15 protein-coding genes are annotated in these 17,285 nt (G+C 45.1%); 8 read left to right on the top strand and 7 right to left on the bottom strand.

The features are described 5' to 3' along the window. Positions 1 to 18: 18 nt before the first annotated feature. The 5 genes from L21SP3_RS03310 to L21SP3_RS03330 all read right to left on the bottom strand — a co-directional run bounded on the left by L21SP3_RS03310 (position 19) and on the right by L21SP3_RS03330 (position 8,598). On the bottom strand, positions 19 to 1,125 hold the full coding sequence (locus L21SP3_RS03310; protein ID WP_077539332.1) for an ROK family protein: 1,107 nt from the start codon (positions 1,123 to 1,125) through the stop codon (positions 19 to 21). 16 nt (positions 1,126 to 1,141) lie between these two features. Beyond that, positions 1,142 to 2,317, bottom strand: a complete 1,176-nt coding sequence (locus tag L21SP3_RS03315) for an MFS transporter (RefSeq protein ID WP_077539333.1) — start codon at positions 2,315 to 2,317, stop codon at positions 1,142 to 1,144. Between the two features lie 71 nt (positions 2,318 to 2,388). Continuing rightward, entirely contained in the window at positions 2,389 to 4,686 is a 2,298-nt protein-coding gene (locus tag L21SP3_RS03320) for a GH92 family glycosyl hydrolase (RefSeq protein ID WP_077539334.1), read from the bottom strand. Between the two features lie 18 nt (positions 4,687 to 4,704). Next, the gene (locus L21SP3_RS03325) at positions 4,705 to 5,829 is read right to left on the bottom strand and encodes a glycoside hydrolase family 76 protein (protein WP_077539335.1); all 1,125 of its coding nucleotides are present in this window, start codon (positions 5,827 to 5,829) and stop codon (positions 4,705 to 4,707) included. A 120-nt stretch (positions 5,830 to 5,949) separates the two neighbouring features. Continuing rightward, positions 5,950 to 8,598: a glutaminase family protein gene (locus L21SP3_RS03330; protein ID WP_077539336.1), complete on the bottom strand. Its 2,649-nt coding sequence runs from the start codon at positions 8,596 to 8,598 to the stop codon at positions 5,950 to 5,952. A gap of 188 nt (positions 8,599 to 8,786) precedes the next feature. On the opposite strand from L21SP3_RS03330, the gene folE reads away from it, so the two are divergent. From folE to L21SP3_RS03350, 4 genes are read left to right on the top strand one after another with little or no spacing between them, the layout of a single operon-like run. Further along, positions 8,787 to 9,380, top strand: a complete 594-nt coding sequence (gene folE / locus L21SP3_RS03335) for a GTP cyclohydrolase I FolE (RefSeq protein ID WP_077539337.1) — start codon at positions 8,787 to 8,789, stop codon at positions 9,378 to 9,380. Continuing rightward, positions 9,381 to 10,184 carry a 6-pyruvoyl trahydropterin synthase family protein gene (locus tag L21SP3_RS03340; RefSeq protein WP_077539338.1) on the top strand — a complete coding sequence of 268 codons (804 nt, stop codon included), beginning with the start codon at positions 9,381 to 9,383 and terminating at the stop codon, positions 10,182 to 10,184. Next, a complete protein-coding gene (locus L21SP3_RS03345; protein WP_077539339.1) occupies positions 10,181 to 11,170 on the top strand; it encodes a GDP-mannose 4,6-dehydratase in 990 nt (329 codons plus the stop codon). The genes L21SP3_RS03340 and L21SP3_RS03345 overlap by 4 nt, the downstream gene beginning before the upstream one ends. 48 nt (positions 11,171 to 11,218) lie before the next feature. Then, positions 11,219 to 12,622: an aspartate ammonia-lyase gene (locus L21SP3_RS03350; protein WP_077539340.1), complete on the top strand. Its 1,404-nt coding sequence runs from the start codon at positions 11,219 to 11,221 to the stop codon at positions 12,620 to 12,622. A gap of 5 nt (positions 12,623 to 12,627) precedes the next feature. On the opposite strand, the gene L21SP3_RS03355 is transcribed toward L21SP3_RS03350, so the two are convergent. Then, positions 12,628 to 12,909, bottom strand: coding sequence for a Trp family transcriptional regulator (locus L21SP3_RS03355; protein WP_077539341.1), 282 nt, complete (start codon positions 12,907 to 12,909; stop codon positions 12,628 to 12,630). 486 nt (positions 12,910 to 13,395) lie between these two features. Here L21SP3_RS03355 and L21SP3_RS03360 point away from each other — a divergent pair, with 486 nt between their 5' ends. Genes L21SP3_RS03360 through L21SP3_RS03375 form a run of 4 tightly spaced genes read left to right on the top strand, consistent with a single transcriptional unit; the run spans position 13,396 to position 16,266 of the window. Further along, positions 13,396 to 13,830: a PEP-CTERM sorting domain-containing protein gene (locus L21SP3_RS03360; protein WP_077539342.1), complete on the top strand. Its 435-nt coding sequence runs from the start codon at positions 13,396 to 13,398 to the stop codon at positions 13,828 to 13,830. 27 nt (positions 13,831 to 13,857) lie between these two features. After that, positions 13,858 to 14,589, top strand: a complete 732-nt coding sequence (locus tag L21SP3_RS03365) for a type II secretion system protein (protein ID WP_077539343.1) — start codon at positions 13,858 to 13,860, stop codon at positions 14,587 to 14,589. A 16-nt stretch (positions 14,590 to 14,605) separates the two neighbouring features. Next, positions 14,606 to 15,568 (top strand): hypothetical protein, encoded by a 963-nt coding sequence (locus tag L21SP3_RS03370; protein ID WP_123785122.1) that lies wholly within the window; start codon positions 14,606 to 14,608, stop codon positions 15,566 to 15,568. Between the two features lie 20 nt (positions 15,569 to 15,588). Then, positions 15,589 to 16,266: a hypothetical protein gene (locus tag L21SP3_RS03375; protein ID WP_123785123.1), complete on the top strand. Its 678-nt coding sequence runs from the start codon at positions 15,589 to 15,591 to the stop codon at positions 16,264 to 16,266. A gap of 107 nt (positions 16,267 to 16,373) precedes the next feature. Here L21SP3_RS03375 and L21SP3_RS03380 read toward each other — a convergent pair whose 3' ends face one another. Further along, positions 16,374 to 17,108 (bottom strand): response regulator, encoded by a 735-nt coding sequence (locus L21SP3_RS03380; RefSeq protein WP_077539346.1) that lies wholly within the window; start codon positions 17,106 to 17,108, stop codon positions 16,374 to 16,376. Positions 17,109 to 17,285 lie beyond the last annotated feature (177 nt).

The raw sequence follows: 17,285 nt of genomic DNA on the forward strand, positions 1-17,285 counted from the left end.
TAATCCTTTCTTGTATAATCAGCTTTTATCCAGTTCACTCAGTGCATAAGCGTATGCTCCTATTGCGATGGCTCGGCTTGTATCGAGGACGGCCCTGCCGATTCCAATACGTTTCATAGAGTCGTATGGAATTTCTTTATCAGTCCCGGGGACCTTCAGCTGCTTAACCTTGCCTTCGATAAATTCCCTCCGCCCTTCTTCGCTCTCCAGATCGAGGGTTTTCTGAATAATTCTCGGCTTGGGCTCGCCTGCATAGCTGCTGATAGTTCCGTTCATCTGCCTCAACGCTGAATCTATGAACATATCGTACGCAGCGGAAAGCCCGCCGCCTACTACGATAATCCCGTCTATAAGCGTGATTGCGTTGGCAAGCGAATCGCCAACAATCTCACCCAGCTCGGCAAACGAATCCAGGGCTGCCTGCTTACTGCCTTCTTGATTGCCGTTGGCGATTTCGTAAATATCCTTTGGCTCGGGAGCGTTTTGCGGCGATATCCCCGCAAGCTCTGCATACTTATTCTTTACCGCCCTTATGCTTACGCCCTCTTCAGCGAAGCACTCGGAGTACTTGCTGTTTCTGGTGATCCATATCTCGCCTGCTGCGGAGTTGTCGCCTATGAAGAGCTCTCCGTTTGAAACTATCCCCGCACCGAAGCCTGTTCCGATTGTTATGCCGAACAGATTCTTGAAGCGTGTGGGCGAGCCTGCATTCTCGAGCATACTGTTGACCTTAGGCAGGAAGCCGGCAATCGCCTCCCCGTAAACAAACAAATCCCCGTCGTTGTTTATATATACGGGTATCTGGAATTTCTCTTCCAAATAGCTGCCCAAAGGGATTCCCCCCGCATAGGCGGGAAGATTGCCTACGTTATCTATAATACCGTTGGGATAGTCCGCAGGGCCGGGAAAAGCAAAGCTGATTGCCGCCGGCTTCTGCGGGAGCTTCTCGATCACCTCAGAGAAACCCTTCACCATCGAACCAAGACTCTTATCCAAGTCGTCTGCGAAGGCGGGCAGTTTTACCGGCTCAACTATTTCCTTCATATCCTGCATCGCAGAGAAAACGAAATTCGTTCCCCCTGCATCAAGGGTTAATACAATTCTGTTATCATTTGCTGGATTCATTTCTCACCTCATTTAATCAGGAACTTGCTGCTGATTCTGGTTCAATCTGCTTGGGCTGGTCCTTCTCAAGGGAAAGCACCAGAAGATACACAAAGCATACAACTGGAACGATAAATGCCTTAGTACCAAGGCCCATATCAACAAATTGCCCCATCAGCAGAGGCACGAGAGCTCCGCCTGAGATTGCCATACACATAAGACCGCTGAGCTCGCTTCCGCGGGCGGGATCCTTCTCTACTGTAATAGAGAAAAGCATTGGCCATATATTAGCAAAACCAAGGCCTGAAAGCAATACTCCTATTACCGCTATATTCGATGCACCGAACATAAGTATCAATGCCCCGACAAGACCCATCAGGGCTGAGAGCCTGAAGAATGTACGCTGTGAGAGGAAGTTCAGTACAGCACCCCCGCCCAGACGGCCGACAGTAAGCATAAGGAAGAAAAATGCAGGGCCGAATTTGGTTGCAGTGGATTCTTCAAGTCCCATCTTTTCAAGAAGAGGCAGGAGGAACCTTGCCATACATACCTCAGAGCCCACGTATAAAAATATCCCGAGAACCGCTAAAGCGTAAACCGGCTTTTTCAAAAGACCAAGTCCGGACTTCAGGCTTGGGGGAACGTCTGCCTTTGTCTCGTTTACTTTGATAGTGCAGACCCAGATAAAGGCCGCTGCCATAAGCACGAAGAAAATCGGAAATACGCCTCTCCAGCCCAGTGTCTTGAATATCGCAAATCCCGCTACAGCCGTTACAAGGTAAGAGGAAACCGAGCTTCCAATCCCCTTGAAGCCTTGCGCGAAGCTGAGGTTTCGGCCGTATTTGCCCTCAGCGCTCACATCGTGCATAATCGGATTGCCCGCTACCTGAAGGAATGTTGTTCCGATTCCGAGAACAAAAATGCAGCCCAGCAGAACCGCAAATGTTGGTTCTGTAAGGCAGGGTATCAGCATTGCTATCGCATTGAGGCCGAGGCCGAGCAGAAGTAGCCTTTTCTTGCCGATCCTTGCGGCAAGAAGACCGCCCGGAACGCTGAAAACAGCGAACGCTATAAATACAAAGAATGAAAGAAGGGTTGCTGTTACGTTGCTGAGCTCGTAATTCTCCCTTACCGCCTCAGACATAGGCCCCATTGCATCGGCAACGCCCATCATCAGAAATACAAATAGTATTGGAATTGTTTGGATTCTCACGATTCTGCCTTTCGTAAAATTAAACTGTTATTAAATTCTGTACATTAACAATATAAACCCCGCAATATGTCTTACTCCAACTCTTCAGACATTGAGTAAGGGGCATCGGAAGGGGCATTGCCCCAGTCTTTGTTCGGCTCATCATCCATATCGAAAGATATTGTTCCGCCCTTCTGGATGTCTTCGTAATTCAGGTAAGTCTTTGAATACGGTCTGCCGTTCAAACGGGCAGATTGAATATATATATTATCTTTGCTGTTCTCTTCGGCCTCAACGGTAAAGATATTCCCGTTTTCAAGCTTCATTTCAGCCTCCTTGAAAATCGGACTTCCTATCACAAACTCCCCTGAACCCGGACATACCGGATAAAATCCAAGGGCTGAGAATACATACCACGCTGAGGTCTGGCCGTTATCCTCATCGCCGCAAAGGCCGTCCGGGCGTGGCTGGTAGAGCCTGTCCATAACCTCCCTGACCCATTTCTGCGCCTTCCATGGCTGGCCGGCATAGTTGTAGAGGTATATCATATGCTGGATTGGCTGATTCCCGTGGGCGTACTGACCCATATCAACAACGGTCATCTCTATGATCTCGTGTATCGGGAAGCCGTAATAAGAAGCGTCGTATTTCGGCGGCGTTGTAAAAACAGAATCAAGCTTTTCTGCGAACGCTTTCTTGCCGCCCATCAGATTCATAAGCCCCTTTGGATCCTGAAAAACAGACCACGTGTAATGCCATGCTGAGCCTTCAGTGAAAACCCCGCCCCATTTCTCAGGAACGAATGGAGACTGCCATTTGCCGTCTTCTTTTTTGCCTCTCATAAAATTCGTGCTTTTATCAAAAACGTTTCTGTAGTATTGGGCTCTCTTACGGAAACGCTTAATATGCTCTTCTGGTTTATCCAGAGCCTCTGCAAGCTTCCAGACAGTATAATCGGCATAGCTGTATTCAAGCGTGCGGGCAATGCTCTCATTTACACCTACATCGCAGGGAATATAACCCTTTTCGTTGTAATAGTCAACGCCGAGCCTGCCTACCGAAGAGAGCTTCGGGTGCTGATTTTCGGAATTTTTCAGAATAGCTTCGTAGAGAGTTTCAATGTCGTAGCCCCTTATTCCGCTGAGGTAGGTATTAGCGATTATCGAAGCAGAATTAGAGCCCACCATGCAGTCTCTGTGTCCCGGGCTTGCCCATTCCGGAAGCCAGCCGCTCTGCTTGTAGGTGTTTACAAGGCCCTTCATAATATCGGCATTCAGCTCGGGGTACATCACAGTGAAGAACGGGAAGACTGCGCGGAATGTATCCCAGAAACCGTTGTCTGTGAACATATATCCCGGGAGCACCTTGCCGTTGTATGGGCTGTAATGAACCATCTTGCCGTCTTCATTGAATTCGTAGAACTTCCTCGGGAAAAGCAGAGTGCGGTAAAGCGCTGTGTAGAAATTGCCGTACTGTTTTTCAGTTCCGCCATTTACCCTGATTCTGTTTAACTGCTTATTCCATATATCCTTTGCTTTTGAGCGGGTTTGCGAGAAGGTTTCATTGCCTATCTCTCGTTTGAGATTCAGCTTTGCCTGCTTAAGGCTGATAAACGAAGAGGCCACTTTAACGTTCACCTTCTCGCCCTTGCCGGTTTTGAATCTGACAGCCGCTCCGACATGTTCGCCCTTCTTCTCACTGCTGCCCTTTTTGATTTTCCAGTCGCTCCAGGTGGAAACTTCTTCAAAATCCTTGTCGAAAACTGCAGCGAAATAGTTATGGAAGTTATCAGGTACGCCGCCGCTGTTGTTGCGGCAGTAGCCTATGATCATTCGCTTCTCGGGCAGGATCTTTACGTATGAGCCCTGATTGAAGGCATCCAGCAGTACGTAGGATTTATCTGATTCGGGGAATGTAAAGCGAAACTGAGCAGCCCTTTGGGAAGGTGTGATCTCTGCGGTTACATCGTAATCGGCCAGATAGGCCTTGTAGTAGTGCGGCTTTACCGTCTCGGCCTTATGAGAAAACCAGCTCGCGCGCTCTTCCGTTCGAACTTTTAGCTCGCCGACTACCGGCATAAGGGCAAAACGGGCGTAGTCGCTGATCCAAGGACTGGGCTGATGGGTCTGCTTGAATCCGCAAATCTTATAGTCGTCGTAGTTGTAGCACCAGCCGTTGAGCTGATCAGTATTCGTTACCGGCGTCCAGAAATTCATGCCCCAGGGAAGAGCTATAGCAGGATAAGTGTTGCCGTTGGAAAATTCGAAGGCCGAATCCGAACCAACCAATGGATTTACATAATCAAGAGGCTGATGTTTCATATCATCTGCAAATAAAACTGATGAAATTGCTGCTGTAATTAATATTAGGATTAAATTTTTAAATTTCATTTAACTACCCTTCTTCTATTAGTTTTCTTGCTGGATATTCTGATATTCTGCAGCTGAAAAATATCCCCTCGCTGCGGCGGCAGGATAAAGAAGCTGCCAGCTCGTTACAGGCCTTCTGTTATGATCGTCCCAGTCGTTAGAATACCTGCCCTTAGGCCCCATTACGTTTTCATGAACATTTCTCATAACATCAAAGGCCTTGTTCTTCCATTTGGGATTTCCGGTTACTTCCGAGAGCTCAAACCATGCCTCTACAAGAGTAAATCCGAACATTGCTTTGCATTTCAGCTCTCCGTTATCTTCATACCATCTTTCAATACTTGCATCTGCTGTTTCTGCAGCTTTTTGAAGATAGCTCTCTTTTTCCGTGATTTTATAGAGCTGGATATAGCATCTTACAGGCATAGCTGAGTTGTAAGACCATTTACGTCTGCCTATCCTGCCATCTTCTGTTATATGGTCGAAATAAAGGCCGTCTTCATCTTTCAGAGTTGTATCAAGCCACTGCATAAGCTCTTTGGCTTCATTAAAATATTTGTCCTGCTTGGTAATTTGGTAAAATTTTAGGCAGGAAAATGCAGTTGGAGCAACTGAGCAGGTGTTTTTAGATTTTTTATCATCTTCAGGCCAGTTTTCTCTCCAGAAAACACCGCCATTCTGCTTATCAACCCCGCTGAGACTGTAGTCGATTGTTTTTTTAGCTTTTTTTAGATATTTTTTGTTTCCCGAAGCCTCATATGCATCAATAAAAGCCATTGCAATCCATGCATTGTCGTCGTAATAACGGTCAACGTCAGTGTTTTTATGCACTGGAAGGCAGTTGTATCCGCCTATTCCATCTGAAACAATAAAATATTCATCAATGATTTTGAGCTGTTCATCAAATTCTTTTTTGAAGGAATCGTCAAGCTTTAATGCCTGAGCTTTTGCAAGCAGTAGTATTGCATTCCCCCAAGCAAAAGAAACTTCCTCACGAGAGCTGTCCTCGTAGTAGCCGAGGCCCTGTTCGAATTTAAGATCCTTATCAATTTGATTAAGCGTCTCAAAGCCCCATTTTTTGAAAGGAAGCTCAGAGGCATAAATGCTTGAGGTGAAGAACATCAAACACAAAATCAGAAAGCATTTTAGTCGATTTGTAAACATATAATTTTTCACAGAATTAATTTTAAAAATATGCAGACCGCGATAAAGATTTCTTTTATTTCAATCCTTACACAGCCTGCATATTAAAATAGTGTTTTAATTTTCAGAAATAGTCATCTTTTAATCCTGCTCGATAATCTGCGCAAGTCCTGCGTCGATATACTGCCCGCCAGTATTCTGGCGGCAATGAATAGCGATAGTGTTTCGGCCTTTTTTCAAGGTCTTCATGGCATCATCTTTGATTTTATAATGCCCGGGTGAGCTGGTGTATCCATAGAGCTTGGCTGCAAGTTTCCCGTTGATATAAACGGTTGCATCTTCATCGTGGTGAATCATAAGCTCGAGTGAGTCTGGTACATCATCAAGATGGAACTTTCTTGTAATCCAGATGTTCGGGCTCTGCCAAACTGTATTAACTTCTGCTGAAGGAGTTCCGCTTGTACCGAAACCGGCCGCGCCGCGGCTCCATCCTGCGTCAACGGGATTGAACGATGGCTTGTACCAGTTATCATTAGAAGGCTTGTCGAATGTGTAGTACCACATCTTCGGCTCATCGTAAGACATAGCAACCACAGGCTCAATTTTCGGAGGCTTTGGCAATGGAGCCCACTGCCCTTTCACAGAACCTGCGTTCTTAACCCATTTATTCCATACCTTCTCGTTGTCCATCAGTTTAATAAACACCCCGCCTACAACAGGACGTGCCTGAAAACCTCTCTGCTCTGCGTTGTGAGTCCAGTACCAGTCGGTCATAGGTACTCTGTCCGGAGTTTCGCTGATGAACTTTCTCACAGGGGCGATAAGGTCTTTGAAGTCTTTCTTGCTGCCTGTAATTGATGCTGTCCAGAAGATCCAGTCGAGCTTGGTGTATTTGCTGCGGTTATCCAGAGGAAGGCCGTATTCATTCTGCATCTTCTTGTAGTATTTCATCTCTTTACGGGCTACAGAATCAGGGAATAAATCAAGATCGAGAATTCTGTCCCATACGAGATTGTATTTCTGGCTCCATGTGCCCGATTTGTCAAATGCAAGGCGGTAATGATCGCCGTCGTCTGCCATTTCCATCCACTGCCTGGCATATTTCTGAGCTGTTCTGCGATATAATGATGCTCTGGCTTTCTCGCCCATCATATCTGCCATATCTGCATAGGCTGCCAGAGAAACAATCGCCTTCATTGAAAGATTTACATTATGTGCAAGGTGGCCTGCGAAATCATCGGTGCAGAGCTGGTTTTCAGGATCGAGACCTTTGCTCTTGAGGTATTCCGCCCAAGAAGAAAGTATGTCCCAGTACTTCCTTGCAAACTCTACATCACCCTCAGCCTTTACTGCCGCTGCTGTGAGCAGAATCATATTCCCGCATTCTTCAACAGGCATCTGGTTTTCAGCAGAGCGTTCGCCGCCGCCGTAAACCTGACCCATCGCATGCGGATAAGTTCCTACATCATGCGGTGCAAACGGGAATTTCCAGCGTTCTGAACGTCCGTATTCAAGTATCGGTACAAAAGATGCCTTTGCGAGAGTCGGGTTCAGCAGCAGCACCTGCGGGGCGAAAGGATAGAACACATCGACTGTACCCATGCAGCCGTTGCTGAAGTTCTCCTTGCTGAACATAAGCGGCATCCCGTTTTCATCTGCAACTACTTTGTTAGCTGCAAGTGCCTGCCTGTATGCAAGAGAGGCTATCTTAACGTAGTCTTCTCCGCCCGCTTTATAAAGGTCCTGCATAAGCTCTTTGTCGAAGCTTTCGCATCTATTTTGAAGCTGGGCAAAGTTTTCGGCAGCTGAAGAAAGGATATCCTCAATGGTCTTGCCGTCCTTTTTCCAATAAGCCTCAAGCTGGTCGCCGAAATACAGTACAGACTTAATATCATCATAAGCCAGCATCATCCTGCAGCTTGCAGTTTTGCCTTTTTCCAGCTTTCTGTCGAATTTGTATGCCATAACCGGGGCATCTTCTTCAACTCTTCGAGGCATATCCTTATCCATTGTACCGGGCAAATCGCCCCTTGCTGTAAAGTACGCACGGCTTTTATGAGCTTGAGCAATCTGGGATTGAGGTTTTTGCCCGTCAGGAGCAGCCATATAGAAATAGCCCCAGTCTATACGAACGTTATCACCTTTCCTTGCCAAGACGTTCTGGCTCTTTGTGCCTGTTTTGAGAACATTAAGGCCTTCAAAATCGGGCTTAGACCACTCTACATACTGATTGTTCTGATGAACAGCCAGATCCATTCCAGCATCCATATACACAGAAATATCGTGAGATTTTCCATCTGCAGACTTAGCTTCCCATTCAATCCAGACAATAGGCTGGCTCAAAAGGTCTATATCATCTGGAAGAGCTGCCTGCATAAATTCAAGCTGGATTTCAGCTCCGCCTGCAAGAAAAGTATAAACTGTTCTTGTAGGATGAACCTCGAGGGAAACCTGCTCAGCTGGTTCAACATTTTCCGGCTGGCTGCCCATAATACGATATGTTTTCCCGTCTATTCTAACCATAGATACCAGCGGGTGGTCTGTCCCTGTCCAGTGGCAGGTTTCAGAGCCGTACAGCTGATCTGCCGGAGACCATATACTGAAATAAGGGTCGCATGCAATTAGAGGTACTGAAGGCGGCCTGAAGCTGTTTTCACCGGCCTTATCTGCTAAAGAGGTGTTTGCAATAAATGCAATAAATAAGACAGTTAGTACTCCTGCTCCGCGAAAAAGAAAGTTTTTTCTTTGAGCTTTTGACGGGCTCACTGCCTCAAAAATCTTGTTACGCATAGTTTTCTCCTAAAAATTGAATAAATGACAATGTTACCCTTGAACTTAGAGCTGAACAGATAACATTTTTCTTTTAATTACCTATGATATTAAAATGCGAATATGCAACTTAAAAAACAAACCGAATAGAAATTAAGCTATGAAGTTTGAGTTGACTAATCGAATGAAAAGGAAATAATTATCTGCTTATGAGCGAAGATAAAAACAAAACAATAGACCACAAAAGGATTGAGGCAGCAGTACGCGAAATTCTGCTTGCAATTGGAGAAGATCCGGACAGAGAAGGGCTCGCAGAAACTCCGCAGAGGGTAGCGAGGATGTACGAAGAGGTGTTCTCAGGGCTTGGTCATCAGCCTTCAGAGCATACAGACAAGCTTTTTCATGAAGACTACAACGAGATCGTAGTGCTGAGAGATATCGCATTTTCAAGCACCTGCGAACATCACCTGATGCCTTTCAGCGGAAAGGCTCATATAGCTTATCTGCCTGATAAGCATATTATTGGTCTCAGCAAACTGGCAAGGGTATTCGACTGCTTTGCAAAGAGACCGCAGGTGCAGGAAAGACTCACTATACAGGCAGCAGATTTTCTTATGGAAAGGCTGAGGCCGAAAGGCGTGGCTGTTGTAGTAGAGGCGAGCCACAGCTGCATGACGGTTCGGGGTGCAAAGAAGCCAGGTTCGTTTATGGTAACAAGCGCTCTTAGAGGCATATTTATAAAAGACCAGAGAAGCAGATCAGAGGTAATGAGCCTTATCAGAGGAGCAGGCGGAGTTCAATAAATGCACAGGCTTACGCGCCAAATAAGATTCAGTGTTGACCCGTTCGGAAACGAAGGCGATGCTGAAGGCTTCAATTCGTACTGTTCCAAGCCGGCCGGCCATGGTTTAGGATTTTTCATCTGCCTGAACGTAGAGCTGCAAGGAAGCGTACAGGCCGATACAGGATTTCTAATTAATCTTGCAGAAATTGATGCCAAAGCTAGAACTGAGGCAGTTAACATTTATAAGAAGAGGATTCAGCAGATGATTTCTGCCGGCAAAAACGTTACCCTCGAAAAGAACGCTGAAATCCTAATGGAATGCTGGGAAGGACTTCGCAGGAGCTTTAATCCCCAAAAGCTCTCCAGCCTCGAACAGCTCGTAAATCCGTATAAAAAAATAACCATTTCAGGAGACAGTAATATGCTCCTATACAGCGAAAAATTTGAATTTGCTGCTACACACAAGCTTTGGAATGAGAATTTTTCAGAGCATAAAAACTTTGAACAATTCGGGAAATGCGCAAACCCTCAGGGGCATGGGCATAATTACGTAGTGGAAATAACCGCCGAGCCGGAAAACTGGAAAGATTTCGACAGATTCGATTTCCAAAAGAAGGTGAAAAAGCTTTTTATAGACAAGCTCGACCACAAAAACCTCAGCAAAGATCTCGAATACTATAAACAGCATAATCCCACTGTAGAAAACATTACCGTCCACTGCTGGCAGACTCTCAGCGGCAAGCTCAAAGGAGCAAGGCTGGAGAGCGTTAGGATATGGGAAAACGACAGGGCATACTGCACTTACAGGGGCGAACAGGAATGAAAATTTTCGTAACAGGCGGAGCAGGTTTTATAGGCTCGCATCTGGTTAGAAGACTGCTCAAAGAAGGCAATGAAGTAGCTGTGCTTGATAACCTTTCAACCGGCTCACTGGATAATATTGCTGATGTATTGGAGAACCCTGCACTATCTTTTACTGAGGGAGATGTTTGCGATAAAGAGCTCACCCTCAAGCTCTCCTCCGGCTGCCAGCAGATGTATCATCTCGCTGCTGCAGTGGGTGTTAAGCTGATTATAGACCGCCCTATCCATACCATAAAAACAAATATTTACGGCTCTGAGGTGATGCTTGAAACAGCTCAGGAGCACGGAGCAAAACTGCTCATAGCCTCCACCAGCGAGGTGTATGGAAAAACAGAGAAAGTGCCTTTCTGCGAGGAAGATGATACAATCTACGGCAGCACAACCCATCCCCGCTGGGCTTATGCGTGCAGCAAGGCGGTAGATGAATTTCTCTCGCTTGCTTATTACCGCCAAACGGGACTGAAGGTGCTTGTTGCAAGATTTTTCAATACAATCGGCCCCGGCCAGACAGGCAGATACGGAATGGTTGTTCCTCGTTTTATCGATTCTGCACTAAAAAATGAGCCGATTACCGTTTACGGAAGCGGAAAGCAAAGCAGATGCTTCGGGGCGGTATGGGACGTAATCAGGGCTGCGGATATGCTTATGACCAGCGACGATTCCTTTGGTGAGGTGTACAATATTGGCAACGACAAACCTATTACTATAATGCAGCTCGCTGAGCGGATTATTGAGCTTACAGGCAGCAAAAGCGAAATAGTGCTTGTGCCTTATGAGAAGGCCTACGGCAAAGACTTCGATGATATGATGGTTCGCCAGCCCTCGCTTGAGAAAGTGAGCGGAAAAACAGGCTTTAAGCCTGAATACAGCCTTGATATGATTCTTCGGGAAATGATTGAATATCAGCAGAGAAAAAATGAACATTTTTTTGAGAATGCGCTTTAAACAGCATCAAACAGCGAATGTTCACCGAATACCAATAGCAGGGATTAAATGAATTACAGAACGGAAAAAGACTCACTTGGTGAAAAGCAGATTCCCGCAGATTCCCTTAGCGGAATACATACAGCAAGAGCGCTGGAGAATTTCGCCGGCATTGGCGGCGATATAAACCCAAGACTCTTAAAGGCCTACGGCTTTGTCAAGCTCGCCTGTGCGAGTGTGAATCACTCGCTGGATTATCTGGATGGTAAAAAGTTTGCGGCTGTCGAACAGGCGTGCAGAGAGCTCAGCGACGGTATTCTCGAACTGCCTCCGTCCCCTGCTGCATTGCAGGGAGGGGCGGGAACATCAACAAATATGTACGTCAACGAGGTTCTTGCCAACCGTGCGCTCAATATCCTTGGCCTGCCCTGCGGCAAATACGATAAGATCTCGCCGCTGGATGATATTAATCTTCATCAGTCAACGAACGACACCTACCCAACCGCCCTGAAAACAGCAGCTATATTTGCTTCAATCGAGCTTGAGCAGTCAGTAAGCGAGCTTGCAGATTCGTTTCAGGAATCCGAAAGGATATTTTCTGAAATAATTAAGCTGGGAAGAACCCAGCTTCAGGATGCGGTGCCTATGACTCTCGGACAGTCTTTCGGTGCGTGGGCTGAGGCCTTCAGCAAAGACCGCTGGAGGATTTACAAATGCAAAGAAAGACTCAGGGTTATAAATCTCGGCGGAACAGCTACCGGCACAGGAGCCGGAGCAGACAGACGCTTTATCTTTGCAGCTTCAGACGAGCTTAGGAAAATAACCGGCCTGCCGCTTGCACGTGCTGAGAATCTCGTTCAGGCAACGCAAAATCTTGACGAGATTGTCGAAGTTAGCGGCATACTCAAGGCTCTTGCTTCGAATATGTTCAAGATTTTCTCAGATATACGCCTGCTCTCAAGCGGCCCAGAAGGCGGTCTCGGAGAACTTCAGCTGCCTCAGAAGCAAGCGGGCTCATCAGTTATGCCGGGTAAAATAAATCCGGTAATCGCTGAGATGGTTTGTCAGGCGGGTATAGACGCAATCGGCAAAGACTCGGCAATTACAGCCGCTGCAATGAGCGGACAGCTTGAGCTCAACGCTTTTATGCCTCTGATAGCCGATAATCTGCTTGGGATGTTCGACAATCTGATAACCGCATCACAGCTTGCAAAATCGATGCTCGCGGAAGGCATTTCAGCAGACAGAGATAGATGCGAAAGAAACATCCACAGCTCTACAGCGGTTATTACGGCATTTCTGCCGATGTTCGGTTATGAGAAATGTTCAGAAATTGCAGAAAAGGCATCCGAAAATGGACAAACGATAAAACAGTATCTTATAGAAAACGGGCTCTGCGAGGAAAGAACCTACAAAGCAATGACAAGCCCTGATGCAGCAGCTGCCCTCGGTTTCAGAAAACGAAAAGACTGATACCATCATCCATCTTCAGCTATCCCTTTATCTAAGAAACCTCTGCAAATCGAATCCGGATTTTTCAAAATCTTTGAGCCTCTTGTTATCTTGCAAAGGCTTATCCCAAGCTCTGATGCAATTTGTCGCTGTGGAGTGCCGCTGTGAACCATCTTCAAAAGCTTCCATCTGAGAATAACATCCTTCCTCTCGCTGGGAGTAAGGAGCTCTTCTAAAAAGCATTCCATATCTGCGGCACCGTCAATTTCAAGTAGTATCTGAATTAGTTCTTTAAAGTCCTGCTGCATAATAAGTTCTTAAATTCAAAATTGGGAAAATTGTATATTTAAGAATATAGCCGATTTAAAGCTTTTTGAAACATAAAAATAGCAAACAAAGCACAATTAAATGAAAAAAAATAAAGGCTTTTAAAAATTTTTTAAGTTTTTACTTGAAAAGTTAGGCTTGCCTTGTAATATAATATTACCCTAACTTTTACGGCTTGCGCTTCGTTGAGTAGTTTTTTTTAATAATAAAGTTAGGGTTGCCTAAAACGGCATAAAAGATTACAGAAATGAATTTAGGAGCTTATTAAAATGAAAACTAAAATGATTATCACAGCGGCGTTTATTGGAATAGCCAATTTAGGCCAATGCGCTTTTATAAGCGGGCAAAACTGAGCTGATGATGCAGTATCCTACAGCAGCGGGATACAGAATTATGGCGGAACGCCTTTAACCTCACAAAATGAATACTGGGTAACCGGCATCAGCGACGCAGATCAAACCGGCAATATGAATGCTCATGATTTTGATGAAGGGGATTTGGATAATCTCGCAGGCTGGCGAGGTTCGGGAACAAACCAGCATATAACAGTGAAATTCAATGAAGGAATTGAAAACCGCAAAGGCAATGATTTGGTTATCAGGTTTTATTGCGGTTCAGCCGCTCAGGCAGGCATTTCTTTAAGCAGGGATAACATCAATTGGTCAAATCTTGGAACAATCTCAGGGGCACCTCAGGAAGTTCCGGGCAAACCGGGCTTTTTGTATGATGCTGAGTTCGATTTTGAAAATGTCTTCTCCGGAACTGCATATTATGTGAAGGTTTCAAGGCAGTCAGCAGGCCCTAAAACAGGTATGTTTTTCGACTCTTTCGCATCCGTTCCTGAACCAGCAACTATGCTTTTCCTATCAGGCGGTCTTTTATTTATAAGAAGAAGAGTCTGAAAATCTAAACAGCAAACGGGCAGTACAATGAAAAAGAATAAACACACTGGATTTACTCTCATAGAGGTTCTAACAGTTCTCAGCATTGCCGCAATTATGACAGCTGTTCTTATACCCGCCCTAGCTCGGGCAAGGAAGCAGGCAAAATGCACGGTATGCCTTTCAAATCAAAGAAATATCGCAATGGCTTTAAGATTGTATATAGACAGCAACAACGGCTGGCTTCCCTCTGCAGAGCCCTATCCGGGCAAATACGGCAGTATTCCTCAGCACTGGTTTATGAATCCTGAGTTTGTCAGTTATCTCGACGTTGAACTGAGAAGGAATGATCAGGGCAATCTTCTCGGGCCGACTGAATCAAGAAGCGTTTTAACATGCCCTGCTCACAGGAACCCTGCCCGCACCAGGCACAGCCCGCCTGAATATCCCGAACGCAGCAAAGGCTATGGTCTGAGTTATGCCGCTAATGCTGCGATGGGTGTGTCTGGAAGGGCAAGTATGCCCACTGAATACAGAAAGGAAAGTGAGTTCCGCCGCCCTTCAGAGGCAATGATGTTCACTGATGCAAGCGGGACGCCGCATGTACCGGGTGTAGTGCTGTTTACAGGATGCCCCCGTGATAACTTTGCCTATAGGCACAGCGGAAAAGCAAATATCGTTTTCTTAGACCAGCACACAGAACAAATGAGTGAAAAGGAAATTCCGTTTTTCAACAGATTCAGCGAAAAACGTTTTGGAAAATTCTGGTATTCAAAATAAAAATAAGAAAGGAATTATGATGAGAAAAACCAAATTATTATCAGCCGCTATCTTTGTTATAGCAAGTTTTGCAAACGGCAGATATATTCATGGAGTAAACTGGGCTGATGAAACAGTAAGCTGCACGAGCCGGATACAGAGCTGGGCAGACGGACAGTGCGGAGGGCCTGGACCGAATTTTATAAGCCTTCAAACCCCTCAAACCTCATGGTGGGTCCTCGGGCCCGCCGATGCAGATGGAAACTCAAATATGAAGGCTTGGGATTTTGACAAGGGAGACAGGGATTATGTCGCAGGATGGAGAGGCGGTTCACCCATAAACGCCGAGCAGGAAATTGTAGTGTTTTTTGAAAATGCACTTGAAGACAAAGCTGGCTCGGATTTGATTATAAGACTCTTCTGCGGACCTGCTGCCAAAGCCTCAGTTTACGTCAGTTCGGATTTGAGCAGTTTTGCTAAAGTGGGCGAAATTGAGGGCAGTCTCAATGGTGTACCGGGCAAAGGCGGCTTTTTGTATGATGCTGAATTTGACTTCAGTGAGAAGTATTCTGAGCCTGTGCATTATGTGAAAGTTTACAGAGAAGTTACCGCTTCACAGTCCGGCATGTTCTTTGATTCATTCAGATCAGCACATACCAAGCTGCCGCAAACAAAAGCTGAAGTGATACATTACGGCTGGACAATCCTGCAAGATACAAACAGCGACTGCTATACTGATAATGTAGACTTTGCTCAATTAGCAGAAAGCTGGAAAATCTGTTACGACCCGCAGACAAGTGAATTCAGCCAATTACCTTTTGAAGACCCGAACTCAATCCCTTCCAGCTGCCACGGTGTATGGCAGGCAGGCTTTGGCATGGAAGCCGATATCAACAGAGACTGCACCGTAAATATCCAAGACCTGATTCTTTTCGCAGAGAAATTTTTAACGTGCACAGATCCGAGCAATGAGAATTGTATAAAACCATGGAAACTATAATTTATAAAGGGGAAAACAGTATGACAAAGTTTGCAGTAAAACAAAAAACAGTGTTCCTTTCATTTGCATTGATGAGCCTTATTCTTCTTACAGGCTGCGATAAAGAAACTGAAAGTTCCGATAAAATTGTTGAGCTTATAAAGGGCTCAAAACCCCTCAAAGCAGCAGAAAAAGACGGCAGTATAAAAACAATCACACTTTATGAAGCTATGAAGACACATGAAGAGCATGAACATGCCTCTAACCCGTCAGAGCATCATCACAAACATAACAAGCTCAAACATTTCTGTCTTGGCATTACAACAGGTTTCAAAGCAATCCAATTTGCAAACGCCAATTTCTCCCCCGATTCTTATCCGGCAAATGGCAAGCTATATATAAAAGTAAACGGGGCAATGGACGGTGTCTGGGATATGTTTAGCATTTATGCAGGTGATAAACGTGAATTCAGCGGCAAAGATAAACCAATGAATCTTTCCAGTTTTACATTCAATGCAAAATATGAGGACAGTGAAGAGCAGCTTGAATTCCGACTCAAAGAGGGAATCATTCCGGACAAATTCTTCGAACTCAAAAATCAGGGCTTCGGCTGCGGAAACAAAGAACTGGGCAAAGCTAAAAATAAAGCACTGATAAAGATACTTAGCAGTCCTGCTCAGGAATGCTTTGAATTAGTAAGCAAAAGTAAATCTCAGTAGTATAAACTGCATATTATAAAAAAACAATCCTTTCATTTAAGTGTTACTCCTCATTCTCCGCCGGCGGCTGCGTCAGCTGCCGGCTTTTTTATATAAAAGCTTCGAAGTTAAACACTGAAATCTGATATGTCGGTAAGGGTAAGAGAGGCATATTTCATTTCATTATTCTCAAAGCTTACCGGGCTTGTTTCGGCTCGATAAACTCTGCCCTTATAGTTCTTAATAAGATATGCAGTTTCATTTGCCTGAAATGTAATCTCCATAGGACAATGCGAGCATTTGGCTTTCCCGCCGCAGGTAACCTCGAAACAATTCCTCCCAACTGCCATATTAGGTGATAGCTCGAAAACCGAGGAAAACTCGAGGTTGCAGTATTTTATCACATAATTGCTGTCTATAAGAGCTATGGGCTGCTTGATTGAGCGGAAAAGATTCTTAAACATCTTTTCTCTTTCGGAGAGGCTTTGCAGGAGTCTGAAATGTTCGAGCTGATTTTTAACTCTTATTGTAAGTATCTCAGGTACGAAGGGCTTTGCTATATGGTCAACGCCCCCAACATCAAAGGCCTTTTTTATGTCTTTTATTTCGTCTCGGGCACTGACAAAAATAATTGGAATTTCGCAAGTGCTTTTGTTGTCTTTCAGTATTCTGCATACCTCATACCCGTTCATTTTTGGCATCATAATATCCAGCAGAATAATATCCGGCCTGTTCTGCTCAGCACAGGCAAGTCCTTCCTTTCCCGTTAAAGCAAGCATTACCTCATAACCGGCATTATTTATAACTGTAGCAGCTACCCTGAGATTATCAGGGATGTCATCTATGATCAATACTTTTGCCATAAATTTCCTGAAGAGCCTTTAGCCTGATCTCAAAAATATACAAAATTTTCCTCTTTGAACCAATCTTAAATTGAACAAAAGGCTGGACTCTCATATTATGCTAATAAACTCTAAAAAGCAAGTTAAAAGAAGGGATGCCATGTGCGGCATCCCAAATAGAAGGGTTTTGGTGTTTTG

It is taken from the genome of Sedimentisphaera cyanobacteriorum, assembly GCF_001997385.1.
Classification (GTDB): domain Bacteria; phylum Planctomycetota; class Phycisphaerae; order Sedimentisphaerales; family Sedimentisphaeraceae; genus Sedimentisphaera; species Sedimentisphaera cyanobacteriorum.

Bases quoted from the DNA above. Each gene is read 5' to 3' on its own strand.
- L21SP3_RS03310 (WP_077539332.1), bottom strand. From the start codon at position 1,125: ATGAATCCAGCAAATGATAACAGAATTGTATTAACCCTTGATGCAGGG.
- L21SP3_RS03320 (WP_077539334.1), bottom strand. From the start codon at position 4,686: ATGAAATTTAAAAATTTAATCCTAATATTAATTACAGCAGCAATTTCA.
- L21SP3_RS03325 (WP_077539335.1), bottom strand. From the start codon at position 5,829: ATGTTTACAAATCGACTAAAATGCTTTCTGATTTTGTGTTTGATGTTC.
- L21SP3_RS03330 (WP_077539336.1), bottom strand. From the start codon at position 8,598: ATGCGTAACAAGATTTTTGAGGCAGTGAGCCCGTCAAAAGCTCAAAGA.
- folE (WP_077539337.1), top strand. From the start codon at position 8,787: ATGAGCGAAGATAAAAACAAAACAATAGACCACAAAAGGATTGAGGCA.
- L21SP3_RS03340 (WP_077539338.1), top strand. From the start codon at position 9,381: ATGCACAGGCTTACGCGCCAAATAAGATTCAGTGTTGACCCGTTCGGA.
- L21SP3_RS03345 (WP_077539339.1), top strand. From the start codon at position 10,181: ATGAAAATTTTCGTAACAGGCGGAGCAGGTTTTATAGGCTCGCATCTG.
- L21SP3_RS03350 (WP_077539340.1), top strand. From the start codon at position 11,219: ATGAATTACAGAACGGAAAAAGACTCACTTGGTGAAAAGCAGATTCCC.
- L21SP3_RS03355 (WP_077539341.1), bottom strand. From the start codon at position 12,909: ATGCAGCAGGACTTTAAAGAACTAATTCAGATACTACTTGAAATTGAC.
- L21SP3_RS03360 (WP_077539342.1), top strand. From the start codon at position 13,396: ATGAATGCTCATGATTTTGATGAAGGGGATTTGGATAATCTCGCAGGC.
- L21SP3_RS03365 (WP_077539343.1), top strand. From the start codon at position 13,858: ATGAAAAAGAATAAACACACTGGATTTACTCTCATAGAGGTTCTAACA.
- L21SP3_RS03370 (WP_123785122.1), top strand. From the start codon at position 14,606: ATGATGAGAAAAACCAAATTATTATCAGCCGCTATCTTTGTTATAGCA.
- L21SP3_RS03375 (WP_123785123.1), top strand. From the start codon at position 15,589: ATGACAAAGTTTGCAGTAAAACAAAAAACAGTGTTCCTTTCATTTGCA.
- L21SP3_RS03380 (WP_077539346.1), bottom strand. From the start codon at position 17,108: ATGGCAAAAGTATTGATCATAGATGACATCCCTGATAATCTCAGGGTA.